Source organism: Turicibacter sp. KK003 (assembly GCF_037014675.1).
Lineage (GTDB): Bacteria > Bacillota_I > Bacilli_A > MOL361 > Turicibacteraceae > Turicibacter > Turicibacter faecis.
Genome location: NZ_CP142738.1, coordinates 268349 through 290234, shown reverse-complemented (window position 1 = coordinate 290234; position 21886 = coordinate 268349). Strand labels below are relative to the sequence as shown.

Sequence of the window (21886 nt, the reverse complement as noted above, 5' to 3'; positions counted from 1 at the left end):
GTTAAATGTTATTGACACTATAACAACTAATCCAAACTGATAGGGTATTTTCTTTAAGTTTTATCTCATCTAGAGCACTAATTTTTACGATGCTTAATAATTGCATCCGTCGTTTTTAACCTTCTGCTTAATGACTCGTTATACGTCTGTTTAATAATCTCCGTATAGATTAAATCTAACATAAAAATTTGAGGTATTTTAGAAGTGATGGATCCAGTTTCAAATAAGGTTTCCGTAGAATGATATTCTAAATTAATATGTGAGATTCTTTTCAACGTGTTGTCCCCATCCGCAGTAATAGAAATAATAGTTACCCCCTGTTCTTTAGCCAGTTGAATAGTTTGAATCAACTCTTCAGTTTCACCCGAGTTGGAAATAGCAATAATAACATCCTGTGGCCCCATAATAGAAGCTAGCATTAACATCATATGACCATCACTCACGGAAAGGGTATTCAATCCAATTCGTATGAGTTTATAGTGAAAATCCATGGCAATAACCCCTGAATGACCAATTCCCATAATATATATTCTCCGACCATCCAAAATGGCGTTCTTACATTTTAGCATCACATCGGAATCCAAATCATCCATCGTTTTTTGTAACACTCCCATCGTTGAATGCAACAGATTTGAGGCAGTGTCAAATATACTTTCATCACAACTGATATTAGAATGGACAATCCCCTTTTCTTCAGAAGTGGACAATTCCTGTGCAAATGTTATTTTAAAGGATTGGAAGTTGTTAAATCCTAACTTTTTTACAAATCGCGTTACCGTTGCCTCCGCAATTCCAGATTCCCTGGCAATTTCAGAAATAGATTTAAAAACAAATTTTTCTTTATTTTTTCGTACATAATCTATTAAAATTCCATCTGATTTTGTTACTTTAAACTGTGGATGCTCTAACTGTTCTAAAATCGCCATCTCTATCACCACTCGAATTTTTTAATACAAGTATACCATAGTTTCTCTAGCCCTGACAGATTTAATACTGATAAAGTACATCTAACATCTCCGTTAGATTGTCGGCCTTCATGCAGATAATTAACGTTAATTTCTGCTCATAAGATAGAGGATGGTTTTTAAAATTCTTCTCTTATGCAGACCCTAATCACTTTTTTTCTAAAACTCTCACTTTCGGATTAAACATATAGATAATCTTAGACCTATCATCAATAAATGATTAAATGATGGTTCCCCTTATACAGTAAGAAGAAAAAGATTTTTTATTTAAACTGATCACCCTAACTTTTTGATTCGGATAAGATCACGTATACCGATTTCTCTCCTAATAATTTTTCTAAAGAAAAAATTATTTACTTTGATGACCCCTAAAAGGATATACAAGAAGTTTCAATTGAGTCAAAAAAAAACAATGAAGTAGGTACCATTAAGTAACCACTCCATTGTTTTTCTTAATCCTTCCGTTTCCCCCCGGAGGGATTAAGACTAAAACTTATATGAAAACTCCCTATGTTTACCATTTAAAATTGAAACAAATTATAACAAGCTCATATAACGACGTAATTCCCATTCATGAACCGATAAACGATACTCGTCATACTCCGCATGTTTAGCAGCAACAAATTTTTCAAAAATATGATGACCAAGTGCAGCTTTAACCACTTCATCGTCTTCTAATAATTGAAGAGCCTCAGATAATGAACCTGGTAAAGATGTAATGTGGTGTGCATCTAATTCCTCTTGGTTCATTTCAAAAATATTTTCCTCCACTGATGCTGGTGGTGTTAATTTATTTTTAACTCCGTCTAATCCTGAAGCTAAAATTGCAGCTAGGGCTAAGTATGGATTTGCCGATGGGTCAACTGAACGAACTTCTAAGCGAGTTCCAAGTCCTCGAGATGCAGGTACACGTACTAACGGTGAACGGTTCGATGGTGACCAAGCCACATAAACAGGTGCTTCATATCCTGGAACTAAACGTTTGTACGAATTAACCGTCGGATTGGATACAGCCGTAAAGTTACGCACATGCGTTAAAATTCCGGCTAGAAAATGATAGGCTGTTTCACTTAACTGTAATTCACCTTCTGGATTATAGAAAGCATTTGTTCCATCTTCATGGAATAAAGAAACGTTACAATGCATTCCTGACCCATTAATTCCCGCAATTGGTTTCGGCATAAATGTCGCATATAGTCCGTGTTTACGGGCAATCGACTTAACAACAAGTTTAAATGTTTGAATTTTATCACATGCTGATAAAACATCGTCATATTTAAAATCAATCTCATGTTGTCCCGGCGCTACCTCATGATGAGAGGCCTCAATTTCAAATCCTAATTTTTCAAGTTCAATGACGATATCTCGGCGGCAATTTTCAGCTAAATCTAATGGAGCAAAGTCGAAATATCCACCATTATCATTTAACTCACGAGTTGGTAATCCATTCTCATCTAACTTGAATAAGAAGAACTCTGCCTCTGGACCTAAGTTAAATTGGGCGAATCCTAATGCCTTCATCTCATCTAACACACGACGTAAATTAGATCGGGGATCCCCTGCAAATGGTGTTCCGTCAACATTATAGACATCACAAATTAAACGAGCAATTTTAGCTTCCCCTGGCGTCCAAGGGAAAATTAACCATGTATTTAAATCTGGATGTAAGTACATATCGCTTTCTTGGATTCGAGCAAATCCTTCAATCGAAGAACCGTCAAACATCATTTGATTATTCAACGCTTTCCCTAATTGTGATAATGGAATTTCAACATTCTTTACCGTTCCGAATAGGTCTGTAAACATTAAGCGAATAAAGTTAACTCCCTCTTCAGTTGCAATACGCAAAATTTCTTCTTTTGTTAAAGTTGCCATTTAAAACTCCTCCTCATCATTTTCATGATAATTATTCTCTCAACTTCATTTGTTTTCCCATGACGGATAATGAACTTCCAATGACTAGGATGTTAATCTTATCTACTTTGATCAAAACTAACAAAAAAGGGGTTCACTAAACTAGTGCCTATAAAAACGCACCGTTTAACGAACCCCATTGTTCATCATCTTATTATTCGATTACTACTTCTTAAAGACGCCCTTGTCTATATTTCCATTATATGAAAGTTATCCTCGAAAATCAACCTTTTTTCTCACTTTTTTTAAAATTATTTCTGCTACCTCTAATTTACTTATCCGAAGTTCCATACTCCTTTTTTGAATATACCGATGGGCCTCATCTTCACTCATCCGCTCATTTTGCTGTAAAGCCCGTTTGGCTAAACGAATCGTTTTTTCCTCTTTTTGAAGTTTCTCTAGATGGTTAACCTTCGATTCTAATTGCCTTACTGTTTGTCCATACTTAACTAAAACACGTAACATCGTTAAAAGGACAACGGGCTGTACAGGTTTCTCGCAAAACTCAAAATAGGGATCTTGACGGTAATAAAACTTCTGATAAGACATACCGACTAATAAAACGGCTTGACGTTGTTGAATTAGAATCTCTACGAGTGAGATAACACTCATTCCTGGTAACTCTTCATCGACAATCACAACTGCGGGTGCTAATGCCTTGCAGCGACGAATCAAATCATATCCATTTGATGCCATCCCGACAACTTCATATCCTGAACTCGTAACCTGGGATCTAATACTTGAAACTAATTTTTCCGATTGCGAGGCAATCATAATACGTTCTCCCATGAATTCACCCTTTTCTTAATCAATAACCCTTTTTTCACCTCTTGAGATAAGGTTATCCTTATTTTTCTCATTCTCTAGATAATCATTTATCTACTATTATCATGCCTTCCCTTGAATTTATTGTCAATAGTTTCCATAAATTTGCAATCATTATTCTAGACTTCTTTGATGAAAAAAAGGAATCGTGCATACGATTCCTAACACACTATTTTGTTAGCCAGCTTTCATCACTTGGATTTTGACGCCATGCCGTTAATTTTTCCACTGACTCTTTTGAGATTTCTCCCATTTCCACCGCTACTTCAACTAATGTTTGATAATTACAAAGAGAAACATTTTTACACGCTGCTGCCTCTAAATTTTTTAATCCAGTTTCAAGCTCATATGAGAAGATTGAAACGATTCCTAAAACATCGCATCCTAATTCTCGTAATACCTCAACCGCTTCAATTGAAGATTTTCCTGTAGAAATTAAATCTTCAACAACAACAACTTTCATCCCCTTTTCAACTAACCCTTCAACTTGATTTCCTCGTCCGTGCTTTTTAGCCGATGAACGAACATATCCCATTGGTAAATCTAATTTATCTGCCATAATAGCCGCATGTGGAATCCCTGCTGTTGCCGTTCCCATTAACATTTCACAATCTGGATAATATTGTTTAACAAGATCACATAAGCCTGCTTCAATATCACGACGAACTTGTGGATAAGATAAAGTTAAACGATTATCACAATAAATTGGTGATTTAATTCCTGATGTCCATGTAAATGGTGTTTCTGGGCGCAATAATACCGCGTGAATTTCTAATAAATGTTTCGCAATTGTACGTTTCATAAATAATCTCTCCTCTATGTTTTGTATAAAAATATACCGATAGTTTCTCTAAGCAATGCCCTATATTATTTAAATTTATTTAATGCTTTGAGCTCCTCTTTATCCTAAGAACTCCTCTTTAATTTGACGATACGTAGCTACTGGATGAACAGATTTCGTAATTGAACGACCAACAACAATGTAGTTTGACCCAAGTTCCTTAGCCTTTGTTGGAGTAACAACTCGTTTTTGGTCATCTAAACTATCACTTGCTTGACGAATCCCTGGCGTACAAGTAATAAAGTCTTCACCTAATTTATCATGGATTTCTTTTGTTTCTAATGCAGAGCAGACAATTCCGTCTAATCCTGCCTCTTTTGTTAACTGAGCATATTTTAAAACCGTGTTTGGTAATGTCTCACTAATTAGGATTTGTTGTTGCATCACTTCCTCTGTGGTCGATGTTAACTGAGTGACTGCAATACATAGTGGTCGTTTTGCACCAGGAGCAGTTCCTTCATTTAAACCTTCAACCGCCGCCTTCATCATCGGAAGTGTCCCGGCTGCATGAACATTCACCATGTCAACCCCAAGCTTAGCTAAATTTTTCATCGCACTTTTAACAGTATTCGGGATATCATGTAACTTTAAGTCTAAGAAAATTTTATGGTTCTTTTCTTTTAAGTATTTAATAATTTGAGGCCCCTCTGCATAAAACAGTTCCATCCCTACTTTAACATATAAAGATTCATCAAATTGTTCAATAAATTGACGTGTTTCCTCAAAATCTTTAAAATCTAATGCAATAATAACTGCCTTCTCCATCTAATAGACCTCCTCATACTTCCGATATCACATTAACTTTATATCAAACTCATATCATCACTCTAATTCTAAGAACAGTCAAAGCCTTTTTACGGCTTTCTAACAAAAAAATCCTCTTTTAGCTTTTACATCTAGGCTAAAAGAGGATACACGAATTCCATAAAATGATGGTTTACTTCTTTATTAACGTGTTCTTCTCAGCCTCACAGGACCGAATTAAAGCTATCTTCATTATTATAAAATATTTGACTTTTTGTGTCAATAACTATCTCTTTCTATTTGTTCTACGTTATCCACAACTCCATTAAAAAAGAGAAACCTATTGACTAGACTTCTCTCCTATTTATTTTATAAACCAAATACAATATTCATTTTATGCATTAATTGATTCGCCTCTTCTTGGCTACTAATTGGATGATACTTAAAAATATTTAATGTTTTTAATTGGGCTTCATTAACAAGACGATCGATGGGTCCACAGGCTTCTAAATTTCTTTGAAATTTTTCCTCTAACTCTGCAATTCTAAATAAAATATGATTCATATCTTCCACGTCCCTTTCTCCTAACGAATTACCTTAGTATTGGATAGTTACCTGAATTCTATTCATCAATTTATTACTTTTATAAAAAAAATCTTGTTTGATTCATTTCTCGATGGATGGAGGAAGAATGTAAGTACTCAAAGACTCCGTTTATAGATAGTAACTTCTGTCCCCTTACACACCACTTAGTAAAATAAAAAATATAGTAAAACCTCAGTATAATAAAGTCGAACATGGATAGAAGCTTTAACTAAAGTGGGTTTATCCGCTAATACAATTGCTAAGAGCCTTAGACGCCCTTTATCGACCATGACTCGTGAAATGAAATGCTGGTCAGTAGAGAAGTATATGACACACTCGAAATGTTAGTATTTTCTATACTGATTTTCGATAACGTCAATACCTTGCAAGATATTAAACCATCAAACATCTGAAAAATCATTTGAACGCTACTTCGATCACATTTACCACATAAGTTCACAGTTCACCTATACCGATTTCACCAATTTTTCATTTAATGTTAGTATTGGGTTATTAAAATTAAAATAGGGAGGGACCTATTATAAATAAAAAATGATTATATTAAATGATGTTTATAAATTTCCAACTGCGATCATTGAAGACAATTCATCCTCTCTAACACTAAAATTGAAATACGATAGTCGAAAATATTCTGATTTTAGAAATTTTTGTGGCAGAAGTTTTTTTCAACAATCCGATATATCCATAAAATCAGATAAAAAGTGCTATACCACTCTGATTGAAAGCTCCTCATTCAGTTTAGGATCAATAGATTATAACGAAAAGGAAGAGATACAACAGTTCAATCCATTGGCAGAGGCAATCATCCGTTTTAAAAAAGAAACACTTCAATCCATCGCGAAGATAAAGAGCAAAGAAAAAAGAGCCTTTTATTTAGACTCTTTTTCTTTGATTTATTTATTAACATTAATTTCATTGCTTAAAAAATAACACCCGATAAAGTAATTTTCATCGCTTCTCTTAAAACATGCCCCTTCAGATTTTATCCTTGATGTGCAAATCCTGTTGCATCGCTTAATTTTTCAAATCCATATTTATCTAATACTTCTGGTAGGCGATCGATAATATCCACACAAGCATAAGGATTGATAAAATTCGCCGTTCCAACAGCCACCGCACTTGCCCCGGCATAGAAAAATTCTAGGACGTCTTCTGCTGTTTCAATCCCTCCCATCCCGATAATTGGGATATTCACTGCTTTATAGACGTCATGAATCATACGAAGGGCCACCGGTTTAATCGCTGGACCTGACAGTCCACCCGTTCCATTTGCTAAAATAGGTTTTCCTGTCTTCATATCAAAGCGCATTCCAAGTAACGTATTAATCATCGTAATTCCATCGGCACCCGCTTCCTCAACGGCCTTTGCGATCTCTACGACATTCGTGACATTTGGGGATAACTTAATATAAACTGGAACAGTCGAAACTTCTTTAATCGCTCTCGTTAGCTGTGCAGCAACTGTTGCATCGGTTCCGAAAGCAATTCCACCTTCTTTAACATTCGGACATGAAATATTAATTTCTAAAGCGGCAACATTTTTAGCTCGCGAGATTTTCTTAGCGACTGCCACATACTCTTCTAATGTTTTTCCTGCCACATTAGCGATAATCGGTAGATCATATTGTTCTAAAAAGGGTAATTCATGCTCCATAATCTTATCCACACCTGGATTTTGCAAACCAATCGCATTTAACATTCCACCCGGTGTCTCAGCGACGCGTGGCGTTGGATTTCCAACACGGGCCTCTTCAGTGGCCGCCTTGATCATAATTGATCCTAAACGTGACAAATCATAGTATTCAGCAAATTCTCGCCCAAATCCGAAACATCCTGACGCTGGGATGACTGGGTTTTTCAAACTTAATCCCGGTAATTCAACGGCTAAACGATTCATTATAATGCAACCTCCCCAAGTTTAAAGACTGGACCTTCTTTACATACACGTGCCATTTTGCCATTATTAAGTTGACATACACATGCATAACATGCACCGATCCCACATGCCATTCGTTCCTCAAATGATAAATATCCTTTTTTAGTTTGCCCAAACTGACGATCAATCGCCTGTAACATCACTTTAGGACCGCAACCAAAGACCTGATCAAATGCTATATTTTTATTTAAAATTAACTCCACAACATTACCGTGATAACCATAACTTCCATCCATTGTTGCAATATGAACATCGGCATATTGACTAAATTGTTCCTCGTAAAAAACGTCTTGCTTTGAAGCAAATCCTAATACGGCAATAACTTTATTCCCTTTAGCATGCAAACGTTTGGCCGTTTCATACATCGGTGGAACTCCAATCCCACCACCTACTAACACAACTGTTTCATCATCCAAAACCTCTGAAAGATCAAAACCAGTTCCTAACGGACCTAACACATCTACTTGCTCTCCTGATTGTTTTAAAGAAAGTAACCTCGTTCCTTCTCCTTCAGCACGATAAATAAGGGTTACCTGCTTTAAATCTTGATTAATTTCACAAATAGAAATAGGGCGGCGTAATAAGGGATAGGCCACTTCGTTAACCTTAATATTTACGAACTGCCCTGCCTGAAACATTCCCTGAACTAATTCACCACTCAATACTAACTCGTAAACATTTTTTGCAATTAATGTTTGACGTACAATCGTCATCCTCTGTACTTTACGCATGGGTAGCCTCCTACGGTTAAAAATCTATCTTAATCTCCTACACAAGACGATGTAAAAGTGCATTTCTATACTCTTTCATTCACCTGTATATACGTAGATGAGTATCCTCCACGCTTGATTAGAGCGTGAAGCATACTCATTTTTAAACTTAAACATTATTTGGATTGTGACTATTAAATAGCGGCATCAATAGCGAAGCTCATTGACTCAAGAACTTTATATACAGCGCGTGCTGTATCTAATGACGTTAAACATGGAATGTTATTTTCTACAGCCTCGCGACGAATTAAAAATCCATCTGTAATTCTGTCTTTCTTACTTACTGAGAACGTATTAATAACAAATTGAACCTGTTGCCCACGAATGACATCAAGTACAGTCTTTCCTTCTTCACCTATTTTGGCGATAGAAACAGCCTTAATTCCATTTTCCTTTAAGAACTCACATGTTCCTTTTGTAGAAATTAATTCGTAACCAATCTCAGTTAATTGACGAGCAAGTTCAACTGACTCTTCCTTATCTTTATTTCCAATTGTAAATAAAATGCGTCCATGAGTCGGCATCTTCATTCCCGCTGCCACTAACGCTTTGTAAAGTGCCTTTTCAAGCGTACGATCCTTTCCAATTGCCTCCCCTGTTGATTTCATTTCAGGGCCTAATGAAATATCAACTTTTCTCAATTTAGAGAATGAGAAGACAGGTGCCTTAACATAAACACCTTCCGCATGTGGATGGTATCCTGTTCCATATCCTTGTTCAATTAAGGATTGTCCTAAAATCGCCTTTGTCGCAATATTTGCCATTGGTACATTTGTAATCTTACTTAAAAACGGAACGGTACGAGATGAACGAGGGTTGACCTCTAACACAAAAACCTCTTCGTCTTTCGTGACAACAAACTGAATATTTAAAAGTCCGATAATCGTTAATCCACGTGCAATTCTTGTCGTATAGTCGATGAGTTTATCCATCACTTCTTTTGATAAGGTCTGAGGTGGATAAACGGCCATCGAGTCACCTGAATGGACACCCGCACGTTCAATATGTTCCATAATCCCCGGAATATATACATTTTCACCGTCAGAAATCGCGTCAACTTCGACTTCTTTTCCAGTTAAATATCGGTCAATTAAAATTGGATTATCTCCGTTTTCTTTTAATGCCTCTTTCATATAGCGTTCAATTTCTACATCATTATCAATGATTTCCATTGCACGTCCACCTAATACATAAGACGGACGAAGTAACACAGGATATCCGATACGATTCGCAATTTCTTTTGCGCCTTCTACTGATTGACACGTCGCTCCAAGCGGTTGAGGTACCTCTAAATCCTTTAATAATTTTTCAAATTGATCACGATCTTCCGCACGATCAATATTTTCTAATGATGTTCCTAAAATTTTAATTCCACGTTCTTGTAATTTTGATGCTAAGTTAATCGCTGTTTGTCCTCCAAACTGAACGATAACCCCTTCTGGTTTTTCTAAATCAATAACATGCATTACGTCTTCAATTGTTAATGGCTCAAAGTATAATTTGTCCGAAATTGAGAAATCAGTTGAAACCGTTTCTGGATTGTTATTAATAATAATTGCTTCATAACCTGCTTGTTGAATAGCCATCACGCAGTGTACCGTTGCATAGTCAAATTCAACCCCTTGTCCAATACGAATAGGACCTGATCCAAGAACAACTACGCTTGGTTTATCTGTACGATGTGATTCATTTGCTGTTTCATAGGTTCCATAATAATACGGTGTTTTTGATTCAAACTCGGCACTACATGTATCAACCATTTTATAAACTGGAATTAATCCATTTTCTTTACGGAATTGATAAACATTTAATTCTTGCGTATTCCAGTAATTTGCAATGGTAATATCGGCAAACCCCATTTTTTTAGCTTGACGTAAAATATCTAAATTCCATGCGTTTTCTTTAATGATTGCTTCAAAATCGATAATTCCTTTTAACTTCGTTAAGAAAAATAAATCAATTTTTGTTACCTGATGAATCTCTTCAATTGATGTTTTGCGGCGAATCAATTCGCTAATCACGAATAAACGCTCATCGTCTGCATGCTTTGTTCGTTGCCATAATACGTCATTTTCTTCATTTTTTAAAGCTGATAATTCCACGTGATAAACTTTTGTTTCAAGTGAACGTACAGCTTTTAATAATGACTCTTCGAAGTTACGTCCAATTGCCATAACTTCCCCTGTCGCCTTCATCTGTGTTCCTAATCGACGATTCGCTGAGTTAAATTTATCAAATGGCCAACGTGGGATTTTAGCGACAACATAATCTAATGCAGGCTCAAAGCATGCGTAAGAAACTCCTGTTACAGGGTTGATAATTTCATCTAATGTCAGACCCACCGCAATCTTTGCCGCAATCTTTGCAATTGGATAACCAGTTGCCTTCGATGCTAACGCTGATGAGCGTGAAACACGTGGATTTACTTCGATTACATAGTAATTAAAGCTATTTGGATCTAATGCTAACTGAACGTTACATCCTCCCTCAATTCCTAATGCACGAATAATAGTTAACGAAACATGGCGGAGCATATGATACTCACGATCGGCTAATGTTTGGGAAGGAGCTACAACGATTGAATCTCCCGTATGAATTCCAACTGGATCAAAGTTTTCCATGTTACAAACAACAATCGCGTTATCATTTTTATCGCGCATTACTTCATACTCAATCTCTTTATATCCAGCAATTGATTTTTCAATTAAACATTGTGTCACAGGTGATAAATTTAATCCATTTTCAACCGTTGCACGTAGGCTGGCCTCATCTTCTACAATTCCTCCTCCAGTTCCTCCTAGCGTAAACGCTGGACGAACAATTAATGGATAACCAATCTCGTTAGCGAAATCAATCGCCTCATCAATCGTATTAACGATGACTGATTCTGGAATCGGTTGATTTAATTCATACATCAAATCACGGAACATATCGCGATCCTCTGCCTTTTTAATTGCTTTTAAATCAGTACCTAAAATTTCAACACCACATTCAGATAAAATTCCATCTTCAGCCAATTCCACGACTAAGTTTAACCCTGTTTGTCCACCTAACGATGGTAACACCGCATCTGGTCGTTCTTTGCGAATAATCTTACTTAAAAATTCTTTTGTTAAAGGTTCCATGTAAACCTTATCAGCAATTTCCGTATCCGTCATAATAGTGGCTGGATTTGAGTTTACTAAAATAACTTCATATCCTTCCTCTTTTAATGATTGGCACGCTTGAGTTCCAGCGTAATCAAATTCTGCAGCTTGTCCGATAATAATTGGACCTGATCCGATAACTAAAATACGATGAATATCTGTACGTTTTGGCATAGGGATTCCTCCTAATTCTCTCTTATCTCTTAGATGTCACAACATTTTTTATGTAAAAATAACTAGTTTAAATTTTCAATAAAACGATCAAATAAATAACTTGCATCATCTGGTCCTGGAGATGCTTCCGGATGATACTGTACCGTAAAGGCTTTATAATGTTTGTGTTCAAGACCTTCAACCGTATTATCATTTAATGCTACGTGCGTAACATTTAATGGTGTATTTTCAATCGACTCTTTACAAACCTCATATCCATGATTTTGCGAAGTAATATGAACTTTATTTGTTTTTAGATCTTTAACAGGGTGGTTACATCCACGATGCCCAAATTTCATCTTCTTCGTATCCGCCCCATTTGCTAAGGCAAATAATTGGTGCCCTAGACAAATTCCCATTAAAGGATATTTTTCTTGGATTTCACGAATCATTGGTAACGCCTCAACCACATCTTTTGGATCACCAGGTCCATTACTTAAAACAACGCCATCTGGATTAAGTTGGTCAATTTGTGAAGCCGTTGTATTAAAAGGAACAACGATCACTTCACATCCACGTGCCGTTAAATCGCGGATAATTCCTTTTTTCACTCCGAAATCAACTAAAACAACGCGGTGTCCTTTACCTGGAGCTGAATAGACCATTTTGGTTGAAACATGTTCCACATGTCGGTTTAAAACTGGGATAGTGGCCAATTTTTCTAATACTTCTTCATCACTCATGCTAATATCTGCAATCATCCCTCTAATCGCACCATGCTCACGAATCTTAATTGTTAACGCTCGCGTATCTACATTACATAAACCTGGAACCTTCTTCGCTTTTAATAACTCGTCTAATGTTTTTGATGCGCGCCAGTTTGATGGAACCTCGCAATACTCTTTTACAATCAAGGCTGAAGCTGACGGAGAAAATGACTCAAAGTCTTGATCATTGATTCCATAGTTCCCGATTAGTGGATATGTCATCGTCACCATTTGTCCAAAATATGAAGGATCAGACAAAATCTCTTGATAACCTGTCATTCCGGTATTAAAAACTACCTCTCCAGCTACTGGGTCTAAACATCCGAAAGCCGTTCCTAAAAATACTGTTCCGTCTTCTAAAACAAGTTTACGATTGTACATTAATTATCCCTCCTATAAATTCATCGCCTGATAAACTATTTTTCCGTCTACTAATGTCATCACTGGCCAACCTGATACGCAATATCCCGTAAATGGAGTATTTTTTCCTTTAGAGACAAAGTGTTGCGGATCAATTTTCATTTCTTTTTCCAAATCAATGATCGTCAAGTCAGCTATCGCACCCACCTCTAACTTTCCGTAAGGTAAATTAAAGATATCTGCTGGCTTTCGACTCATACAATTAACTAACTGGTTTAAGGTCATGATTCCCGTTTTAACGAAATGCGTGTACATGAGTGGGAATGCTGTTTCTAATCCAACAATTCCAAATGGAGCTTCATAAAGATTTCTAGCTTTTTCATCTTCATGGTGAGGGGCATGATCAGTTGCAATCACATCAATTGTCCCATCGAGTAATCCTTCAACACACGCTAATCGATCGCGTTCTGAGCGAAGTGGTGGATTCATTTTATAATTAGTATCGTCATTTTTGATATCCATGTCACAAAGTAATAGATGATGTGGCGAAACTTCCGCGGTTACATGAATTCCTTGTTGTTTTGCAAAGCGAACCAGTTCCACACTCTCCTTTGTACTAATGTGACAAATATGATAATGAACGCCTGTCGCCTGTGCTAACATAATGTCCCGAGCAATTTGCGCGGATTCACTAACCGATAAAATTCCTTTATGGCCGTTTTTCTTGGCGTATTCACCGTCGTGTAAGTATCCACCGAATAATAAACTATCATCCTCACAGTGAGCGACAATGGGTTTGTTCACCTCTTTCGCTCGCTTCATTGCTTGATACATCACCCCAGCCTCTTGGATTCCACGTCCATCATCAGAAAATCCTAAAATATTCATGTTAGCAAGTGTCTCAACATCTACAATTTCTTCACCACGTTCACCAATGGTAATGGCTGCATAAGGAAAAACCCTAACTTTAGCCGACTTATCTAACAAATCGTTAATGTATGTCACATGTTCAACCGAATCTGGAACAGGAATCGTATTTGCCATCGCAGCAATGGTTGTAAATCCACCTTTAGCTGCAGCTAATGTCCCTGTTTCAATCGTTTCTTTTCTCTCATACCCCGGTTCCCTTAAATGAACATGCACATCCACTAATCCCGGAGAGACGAAGGCACCCGCTAAATCATAAACCTCTGCCTCGTCGCATTCAATTCCTATTTCCATCTTTAAAATTTTTCCATCATTGATTAAAAAATCGCTCTTAATTAAATCATTTTCTTCACTTACAAAATATCCGTTTTTTAAAAGAATCATCTATGACACTCCCTACTCCGTTAAATTAATTTATACGATTGGCCTTCATATAAGTATTAGTTAAAAACGTATTTCTCATCCTAATGTTTCTTATTTTTTAATGATCGATGTAAGCAAGCCATCCTAATGAATACTCCATTACTCATCTGTTTGAAAATTCGACTACGATTACACTCAACAACTTCATCGGCAATCTCAACCCCACGATTAAACGGTGCTGGGTGCATAATAATCGCTCCCTCTTTCATTCGTTTTTCACGTTCTACCGTTAAACCATATTTTTGATGATATTCATCCTTTGTTAAGACCATTGTTCCATCATGGCGTTCATGCTGTACTCGCAGTAACATCACAATATCCATGTCTTCTAATACCTTATCTAATTCTTCCCAATCGTATCCCGGCTCTTGAAATTGTGCAGGAGCAACCAGATGAACATCCATCCCAAGACGTGTCATTACTTCAATATTCGTATGCGCAACACGCGAATGCGCGATATCTCCAACAATCGCAATCTTTAATCCCTCAAAGCGTCCATATTCTTGATAGATTGTTAGTAAATCTAACAGAGATTGAGTTGGATGGTTCCCACTTCCATCTCCTCCATTAAGGATCGGAATGTCGATTTTTCCAATCAATTCATCAAAGTAATTGTTTTGAGGATGACGAATGACGACAGCGTCAACTCCTATAGCCTCAAATGTCTTAACTGTATCGTACAATGTCTCTCCCTTTTGTACACTGGAAGTTTGTGCACTAAAATCCATTGTATTTAATCCTAATTTTTTTTCAGCCATCAAGAAAGAATACTGTGTTCGTGTGCTAGGCTCAAAGAAAAGGTTAGCCACTACGCCACCACTTAACGAACAGGTTGTTTCACCATTTGCTAAACGATTTGCTACCTGCAAAATCTCTAATATTTCATCAATTGTAAGATCTGATAACCGTGTTAAATGCTTAATTTTTTTCACTTTCATCACCTGTTTTTACAAATTTATCTATATTTTTTATGAAATTTGGTATAAAAAAATCAGCATAAAAGCTGACCTTTTATATTGTCCTAAATAGATGTCACTTTTTCATTTTTCGTCGGTTTAGTGAACTGATTTACTAAATCTTCATCAGTTACTTCTAATTCAGTTTTACAAGAACTTTGTCCGTAAGAAGCTTCTTTATCTGGTAAGATTAAATGTAAGATAACACCGATAATTGCAGCTAGTGCCATTCCAGATAAAGTTATCTTTCCAATGTTAATTGTTAATCCACCGATTCCTACAATTAAGATGACCGCTCCAATAATCAAGTTTCGTTGACGACCAAAATCGATTTGATTATTAATTAACACACGAACTCCAGATGAAGCAATAACCCCAAATAGAAGGATACTTACCCCACCCATGACAGCACCTGGAATAGTTTGTACTAGCGCTGTAAACTTTCCGATAAATCCTAAACAGAAGGCTGTAACCGCTGCTCCACCAATCACCCATACTGAAGCAACTTTAGTTAAACCAATCACTCCTGTATTCTCACCATACGTTGTATTAGCAGGTCCACCGATGAATCCGGCACAGAATGTAGCCACTCCATCACCAATCAGTGTTCGGTGTAATCCTGGGCTCTTTGTTAAATCGCGTCCGACAATCGATCCTAAAACTAAATGATCCCCAATATGTTCTGTGATAGTTACAATAGCTACTGGAATCATAATTGATGCAACTTCTAAATTAAAAACGGGTGTTGAGTGTAAGAAGGCAAACGATGGAATTTCAAAGAAGTTCGCCTGGTGTACAGCACTAAAATCAACCACTCCTGAGATAATAGCTACTAAATACCCAACAACAATTCCACTAAAAATAGGAAGCAACTGTAACAATCCCTTTGTGTAAGCTGAAACTAAAACCGCGGTTAATAACGTAACTAACGCAATTAAAATATGTTCAGACGCCATATTAACTGCCGTCCCAGCTAAACTCAACCCAATAACCATAATGGTAGGTCCAATAACAACAGGTGGTAATAACTTATTTAACCAGTCCGTTCCAATAAATTTAATTATGATCGCAATGACGAGATAGACAATCCCAACCATCATTAAACCACCCATAACTGCCCCATAATTCGCACCACTTATCATTTCACCTTGTGCATTTAAAGTAGCCCCTAGAGCCAAAGCAGAAGTAATCGGTGCAATATACGCAAAGGATGATCCTAAATAAACTGGTGATTTCCCCTTTGTCACAAATAAGTAAAACATCGTCCCAATTCCTGATGAAATTAATGCTAAACTAACCGGTAATCCCGTTAACATTGGAACGAGCACCGTTGAACCAAACATTGCCAACACATGTTGAATACTTAATGCAATCCAATGTGCAACCTTTGGCTTTTCATGAACATCTAATATCAGTTTCTTCTCCATTATCGTACCTCCTAAGATACCCGCTTAGATAAGCCTAAAAAGTTGTTCGATTCACCGTTCAATAAAACAAAAAATCCTCTCTTAGCTTTATTAGGTAGGCTAAAAGAGGATACACGAATTCCCTAGTTGGGTAATAGATTCTATTATCTTTTAAACGTGTCTTCTCAGCCTCACGGGACCGAATTAAAGCTTTCACAAGTATTATAGAAGATTAGGTAATAAAAGTCAATGTCTATTCATGTAGAAATTTAAATTTTCTATCTCACCTTTTTACGACATTTAACTAAGAGAGGCTAAACTTAGGCTTCTCCATTCCATTCATTTAGAAATTGTTCTACAAAAACCTCCATAAAACGATGACGATTATTAGCTATCTCCTTCGCCGTTTCCGTATTCATTAAGTCTTTAAGTTTAAATAATTTTTCATAAAAGTGATTAATAACCGTCCCCTGGTGTCGACGATACTCCAATTCGTTTTCAAACGTCATAACCGGAAGTTTATCATCATGCATCTTAGCTCCTTTTGCTCCACCATACATAAATGTTCTTCCCACACCTATTGCCCCAATGGCATCAAGACGATCCGCATCTTGAACAATCTTTGCTTCAAGATTTTTTAGCGGTTGCGCATGTCCGCCTTTAAAAGAAATATTTTGAATAATATATTGAATAGATCCTATCTCCTCCTGACTGCAACCCATTGCCTTTAAAACATCAATAAGCTTTTTCTCTTGTTCTTCAACATCGTCAAACAATTTTGGGTCAATAACATCGTGTACAAGTGCAGCAATAAGGACGATTCGTTCATCTCCGCCCTCCACACTTAAAATAGCTTTCGCATTATGGTACACCCTCAGTGCGTGATCAAGACTATGACCACTTGTATCTTGTGAGAGTTCCCCTTCTAAAAATGAAATAAGTTTCGGATAAATCTCCTTCATTTTAATCTTTCCTTTCTCTTGAACGCTGTTTTTTTATAATAGTAGTATTCCATAAGTTAGTCGCGTGGTGCAATAAAAATAATCTTATCACATCTTTTAAAACTAAACACACGCATATAAAAAAAGAGGGAGCGGTCCCTCTTTTATATATAATAAGGATAATAACCTACAAACAATTATTAATAACTAATAACAATGATCGATAATTTGGAATAATATCATCTTCTCCTAAAGCCGTTAAAAAATGTGATAGTACCGGTTTACATTGAGAGAGTACGGGTTGTTCAAGCTGTTCTGGCAGAACATTTAGACAAATATCTTTAACAGCATCACCCGTCCATTCACTCGGAATTTGATCCCGGATGGTGTACATAGCTAACACAAATGTCTGTGTAATTAAACGATACTGCGCCTGGGCTTGCTCACTTAAATTATTTAAAGCATTTTGAAGTGTTAACGTATCGGTAATTTGATCCGCAAAAGATACTAATTTATCAATATCACTTTGTTCACTCTCAATCACCTTTACATTAGACGATGTCGCATTTTGTAATTCTTCAAAAATATATTCTGCAAACTCATGGGCTCGCGTAACGTGAGAGTCAATCGACAACTTAACATCAATTTGTTTACATATATCCTCTAATAGGGCGTATGTATCCTCATCTTCAGCTATAATTTCACATGGACGAATTTTCAATTCAAGAAACTGTTTAGCTAGCTCGGTCACCGTATCCGAAAGATATAAAGCCGCCGTCTCTTGTACGTCTAAATAAAACAATTGCCCCTCTTCAGAATCAACTAAGGCGGTGACTAACATAAAGAATGGTTGACCGGATCCAATTTCAACAACAGGATTAGGTAAATAAAATTGAATGGCCTCCAACGTAATTAATAATTTCGGAAGTTTCTTTAAACGATAAGCTAATAAATCATTTTGAAAAATTGTTTTTTTAGGTGACGGTGATTTTTTATATAAATGAGAATCGACAAAAGTTCCTTTCCAACCTTCATCTTCGCTAAAATATCTCAAATAATACTTACTATCATAAACTTCTGGAACTTGTAAATTATTCGTCAACTCTAGTCTAGCAACAACAACTGCTTGTTCTAAAGCTTTTGTTAAAAAACGGCACTGCCACGAATCGGTTAAATACCAGGAATAAATTCCCGGATGATGATAACGAAACTGAGGACATTTCGTCTCTCCTTTCAACTGATAGCCTAAAAACTCTGCCTGTTCCTCATCGTGCTCCGTTAATGCACTATAATCGACAAAATTAACGACTAAACAGTTTTTTTTAACTTCCGCTTTCATAAAAATATGATCCATATAGGCAAGACTAGCCTTATCGTATAAATAACGATAAGATTGATACCCTGACTCTCCTAAATAAACTGATAAAGAAAAATATTCCCCCATCATTCCCATAATACTACAAAATCCATCTATATCTCTCTCGTCATCATGAATGATAAAAACTTGAGAGGCATACATCCATTTCCACGGTTGCAACTTCTTAAAAGCAATTGCCGCTTCGTACAATCTATGTAACTCAAAATTCGTAGCAATCCCCATGACAAATCATCCTCTCTACTTCCATTTTAACCCCTTCTACTTAAATAATATGTCATTACGTAGAGAATCATGTTAAATTTAAGCAATTTCACTTTTAAGTTGAATTTCACATAATTTTTATTGAATTAGACTCTATTTTAACTTATAATACCCTTATTGTTAGTATTTTATAGCATTATTTGGTTTATAATATTGTTTATATGTCTATTATTTAGCAATATACAAAATACACATTAGGGGAAAGAAGGAATTTTCGTTGAAAAAGAAGTTAAGTTTAGTATTATGTTTTGTGCTAGTCGCCGGACTATTATCTGGGTGTGCTATCTCATCAGAACCCATCACAACAGAAACGGCATCGGGATTATGGGATAAGGTATTCGTCTTACCGCTTGCTAGCTTTATTACCTTACTCTATAAGTTATTATCTAACAACTTAGGATTCGCTATTATCTTAGCAACAGCTATTGTACGTTTAGTCTTAATGCCACTTTATGCAAAGTCAAATAAATCAATGGCTGTCATGCAAGAAATTCAGCCGCAAATGCAACGCATTCAAAAGAAATATGAAAATAAAAAGGATCAAGCTTCACAAGTCAAAATGCAGCAAGAAATGATGGAGCTTTATAAAAAATATAATTATAACCCAATGGCAGGATGCTTACTTCCATTCTTACAAATGCCAGTTTTCTTAGCATTCTATCAAGCTATTTCTCGTCATCCACTCATTCATAACGCTGCTGCTGCTGAATTCTTTGGAATCAACTTAGGGGCTACTGCAACAGTACCAAATTATATCTTAGCCTTTGTTGTAGCGGGATTAACAGTTTATTCACAACGTTTAATGAATAAGAGCATGGCTGCTAGTATGAATGGTCAACAAAATCAAACAAATAATATGATGATGAAAATTATGACTTACTATTTTCCATTTGCCATGTTCTCTATTACAATCGGAACACCATTTGCATTTGGTCTTTATTTCTTAACAGGATCAATTATGACAATTATTCAATCTTTAATCTTCAAGCGTCCAAATGCCAAAAAATAAAAAAAGATATCTTGCTAAGCAAGATATCTTTTTTTTATAAATAGCATCGTCTAACACATTGCTCAATGATTTCATAATTAGAATTTTTTTCGGCTTCTCCTACAATATTCAAGTAATGTGACAAAACTTCAGGAACGAGTTGAAGCTCCTCTTCCCCTAATAAACTAGGCAGCACCTCTTTACAAGCAAGCTCTACATTTTCTATACTCCAATGGTCTGGCAACTCATGAAAATGCCCTAACATGACGACATGAAATAACTCTACAATATTTTCAAATTGATTTTTTCCTTTATCTGTTAATTCACGACTTAATACATCACTCGATAAAATACGTTGACAGATTTCTTTACTTGTTGATAAAACCACGTCTATTTCTCGCTCAAATTCATCTTCTTTCACAAATGTAGATAGTTGACGGTCCACCATCATTAAATCATCAGCAAACTGATTTGCCACTTTTAACTCTTGAACGCGTAATAAATTAATCTTCGTTTGACCCGCAAAATCTTTAAATTGCCTCATGACTGCATCACAATCGGTAACGAAAGCTTTTGGCCTAAACTCTAATTCATGAAGTAGCGTTTTAGCGACCTGTGATAAAATTTGCTCTTGATTTTCCCGACTAGGTGAGGACATTTCAACAAAAATTAACTGTTTAGTTTCCTGTTCTAAAATGACTGTCACCAGCGGAGCGTAACCGCGAGATTCGTGAGAGTCTTCCATTATACGTGGCATCAAAAACTGAGTAACCTCAAATACTAAATTGGTTTGCGGTAACTTCGAAATACGATAAGCCTCCAATTCATTTTGATAAGGTACCTCTTCTTCGTTTAATTGCTTCAAAAAGGTTGCTAGGGAAACTTTTAAAGTTTTCCATCGTCCTGCTGGATCCTTTAATCTCATGAGAATTTGATTCTCTTCTAATGAAAATGAGGGCGTTTCCTTAATTAAATTAACTAACTCTAAAACTTGATTTAAGACTGTTTCTAGAAAATTTACTTGCCACTCATTACTGATACTGCGATTAACAAACCCATATTGACAATCATAAAATTGAGTATCATCTTGGTTAAAAATCACAGATAGGCATGTTTCCTTCGATAAAATATTCCCTGTACTCTGTATTGAGGATTGCGAGTCATCTAATTCAAGTCCCTCATTATAATGACGTAATCCCTCTAGCCCCATATAAACCTTTAATCCTACCCTAGCAGTATTTTTTCCTTGAATAGAACAAAATCCCATTACATGTGTCACCGGATCCTCAATCGCAAATAACTGATATTCGCTAATAACCTCCCACGGTTTTAAATCTTTAAATAATTCCACTGTACGATATAAAGAATTCATTTTTAATTCAGTTGCCTTCATCCCAATCAATCCTTCCCGCCATATCATTTTATTTATTATGGTATAAAATTCCCTTTTTTACACAGTCTATAAAAAAATAATAGTATTTTAAAGATAGACGATCCCCCTATCTTCCTATTTATTCTATTGAAAGAATACAAATATCCGGGCTTCCCCATACATCATTTGAATTTGGGGGTTCCCTTA

General features: G+C 36.2%; 17 protein-coding genes. 1 reads left to right on the top strand and 16 read right to left on the bottom strand.

The window, feature by feature from the left end:
• Window positions 1-77: 77 nt before the first annotated feature.
• The 15 genes from VXM77_RS01335 to VXM77_RS01265 all read right to left on the bottom strand — a co-directional run bounded on the left by VXM77_RS01335 (window position 78) and on the right by VXM77_RS01265 (window position 19280).
• On the bottom strand, window positions 78-926 hold the full coding sequence (locus VXM77_RS01335) for a MurR/RpiR family transcriptional regulator (protein WP_161832393.1): 849 nt from the start codon (window positions 924-926) through the stop codon (window positions 78-80).
• Window positions 927-1502: 576 nt separating this feature from the next.
• Entirely contained in the window at window positions 1503-2840 is a 1338-nt protein-coding gene (gene glnA, locus VXM77_RS01330) for a type I glutamate--ammonia ligase (RefSeq protein ID WP_161832394.1), read from the bottom strand.
• Between the two features lie 249 nt (window positions 2841-3089).
• On the bottom strand, window positions 3090-3668 hold the full coding sequence (locus VXM77_RS01325) for an ANTAR domain-containing protein (RefSeq protein ID WP_338506717.1): 579 nt from the start codon (window positions 3666-3668) through the stop codon (window positions 3090-3092).
• Between the two features lie 205 nt (window positions 3669-3873).
• Complete coding sequence (gene pyrE, locus VXM77_RS01320; protein ID WP_161832396.1) at window positions 3874-4506, bottom strand: orotate phosphoribosyltransferase; 633 nt, start codon at window positions 4504-4506, stop codon at window positions 3874-3876.
• Between the two features lie 99 nt (window positions 4507-4605).
• The gene (pyrF, locus tag VXM77_RS01315; protein ID WP_161832397.1) at window positions 4606-5310 is read right to left on the bottom strand and encodes an orotidine-5'-phosphate decarboxylase; all 705 of its coding nucleotides are present in this window, start codon (window positions 5308-5310) and stop codon (window positions 4606-4608) included.
• Between the two features lie 348 nt (window positions 5311-5658).
• Window positions 5659-5862 carry a hypothetical protein gene (locus VXM77_RS01310; RefSeq protein WP_161832263.1) on the bottom strand — a complete coding sequence of 68 codons (204 nt, stop codon included), beginning with the start codon at window positions 5860-5862 and terminating at the stop codon, window positions 5659-5661.
• A 1015-nt stretch (window positions 5863-6877) separates the two neighbouring features.
• Window positions 6878-7792, bottom strand: a complete 915-nt coding sequence (locus tag VXM77_RS01305; protein ID WP_161832262.1) for a dihydroorotate dehydrogenase — start codon at window positions 7790-7792, stop codon at window positions 6878-6880.
• Window positions 7792-8562 carry a dihydroorotate dehydrogenase electron transfer subunit gene (locus VXM77_RS01300; protein ID WP_161832261.1) on the bottom strand — a complete coding sequence of 257 codons (771 nt, stop codon included), beginning with the start codon at window positions 8560-8562 and terminating at the stop codon, window positions 7792-7794. The genes VXM77_RS01305 and VXM77_RS01300 overlap by 1 nt, the downstream gene beginning before the upstream one ends.
• A 173-nt stretch (window positions 8563-8735) precedes the next feature.
• Entirely contained in the window at window positions 8736-11921 is a 3186-nt protein-coding gene (carB, locus tag VXM77_RS01295; RefSeq protein ID WP_262950870.1) for a carbamoyl-phosphate synthase large subunit, read from the bottom strand.
• Window positions 11922-11983: 62 nt separating this feature from the next.
• Entirely contained in the window at window positions 11984-13048 is a 1065-nt protein-coding gene (locus VXM77_RS01290) for a carbamoyl phosphate synthase small subunit (RefSeq protein WP_161832259.1), read from the bottom strand.
• Window positions 13049-13060: 12 nt separating this feature from the next.
• On the bottom strand, window positions 13061-14338 hold the full coding sequence (locus VXM77_RS01285) for a dihydroorotase (protein WP_262950868.1): 1278 nt from the start codon (window positions 14336-14338) through the stop codon (window positions 13061-13063).
• Window positions 14339-14418: 80 nt separating this feature from the next.
• Window positions 14419-15309, bottom strand: a complete 891-nt coding sequence (locus tag VXM77_RS01280; protein ID WP_338506712.1) for an aspartate carbamoyltransferase catalytic subunit — start codon at window positions 15307-15309, stop codon at window positions 14419-14421.
• An 89-nt stretch (window positions 15310-15398) separates the two neighbouring features.
• Window positions 15399-16760 carry a solute carrier family 23 protein gene (locus tag VXM77_RS01275; RefSeq protein ID WP_262950867.1) on the bottom strand — a complete coding sequence of 454 codons (1362 nt, stop codon included), beginning with the start codon at window positions 16758-16760 and terminating at the stop codon, window positions 15399-15401.
• A gap of 299 nt (window positions 16761-17059) precedes the next feature.
• Complete coding sequence (locus tag VXM77_RS01270; protein ID WP_262950866.1) at window positions 17060-17701, bottom strand: HD domain-containing protein; 642 nt, start codon at window positions 17699-17701, stop codon at window positions 17060-17062.
• 166 nt (window positions 17702-17867) lie between these two features.
• Window positions 17868-19280: a hypothetical protein gene (locus tag VXM77_RS01265; protein WP_161832254.1), complete on the bottom strand. Its 1413-nt coding sequence runs from the start codon at window positions 19278-19280 to the stop codon at window positions 17868-17870.
• A 256-nt stretch (window positions 19281-19536) separates the two neighbouring features.
• Here VXM77_RS01265 and VXM77_RS01260 point away from each other — a divergent pair, with 256 nt between their 5' ends.
• Complete coding sequence (locus tag VXM77_RS01260) at window positions 19537-20328, top strand: YidC/Oxa1 family membrane protein insertase (protein WP_161832253.1); 792 nt, start codon at window positions 19537-19539, stop codon at window positions 20326-20328.
• Window positions 20329-20362: 34 nt separating this feature from the next.
• On the opposite strand, the gene VXM77_RS01255 is transcribed toward VXM77_RS01260, so the two are convergent.
• The gene (locus tag VXM77_RS01255) at window positions 20363-21700 is read right to left on the bottom strand and encodes a hypothetical protein (RefSeq protein WP_338506708.1); all 1338 of its coding nucleotides are present in this window, start codon (window positions 21698-21700) and stop codon (window positions 20363-20365) included.
• Window positions 21701-21886 lie beyond the last annotated feature (186 nt).

Excerpts from the sequence above, each read along its gene's own strand:
- VXM77_RS01335 (WP_161832393.1), bottom strand. The coding sequence starts at position 926 with ATGGCGATTTTAGAACAGTTAGAGCATCCACAGTTTAAAGTAACAAAA.
- VXM77_RS01270 (WP_262950866.1), bottom strand. The coding sequence starts at position 17,701 with ATGAAGGAGATTTATCCGAAACTTATTTCATTTTTAGAAGGGGAACTC.
- VXM77_RS01300 (WP_161832261.1), bottom strand. The coding sequence starts at position 8,562 with ATGCGTAAAGTACAGAGGATGACGATTGTACGTCAAACATTAATTGCA.
- pyrE (WP_161832396.1), bottom strand. The coding sequence starts at position 4,506 with ATGAAACGTACAATTGCGAAACATTTATTAGAAATTCACGCGGTATTA.
- VXM77_RS01275 (WP_262950867.1), bottom strand. The coding sequence starts at position 16,760 with ATGGAGAAGAAACTGATATTAGATGTTCATGAAAAGCCAAAGGTTGCA.
- VXM77_RS01265 (WP_161832254.1), bottom strand. The coding sequence starts at position 19,280 with ATGGGGATTGCTACGAATTTTGAGTTACATAGATTGTACGAAGCGGCA.
- VXM77_RS01305 (WP_161832262.1), bottom strand. The coding sequence starts at position 7,792 with ATGAATCGTTTAGCCGTTGAATTACCGGGATTAAGTTTGAAAAACCCA.
- VXM77_RS01255 (WP_338506708.1), bottom strand. The coding sequence starts at position 21,700 with ATGAAGGCAACTGAATTAAAAATGAATTCTTTATATCGTACAGTGGAA.
- VXM77_RS01285 (WP_262950868.1), bottom strand. The coding sequence starts at position 14,338 with ATGATTCTTTTAAAAAACGGATATTTTGTAAGTGAAGAAAATGATTTA.
- pyrF (WP_161832397.1), bottom strand. The coding sequence starts at position 5,310 with ATGGAGAAGGCAGTTATTATTGCATTAGATTTTAAAGATTTTGAGGAA.
- glnA (WP_161832394.1), bottom strand. The coding sequence starts at position 2,840 with ATGGCAACTTTAACAAAAGAAGAAATTTTGCGTATTGCAACTGAAGAG.
- VXM77_RS01290 (WP_161832259.1), bottom strand. The coding sequence starts at position 13,048 with ATGTACAATCGTAAACTTGTTTTAGAAGACGGAACAGTATTTTTAGGA.
- carB (WP_262950870.1), bottom strand. The coding sequence starts at position 11,921 with ATGCCAAAACGTACAGATATTCATCGTATTTTAGTTATCGGATCAGGT.
- VXM77_RS01325 (WP_338506717.1), bottom strand. The coding sequence starts at position 3,668 with ATGGGAGAACGTATTATGATTGCCTCGCAATCGGAAAAATTAGTTTCA.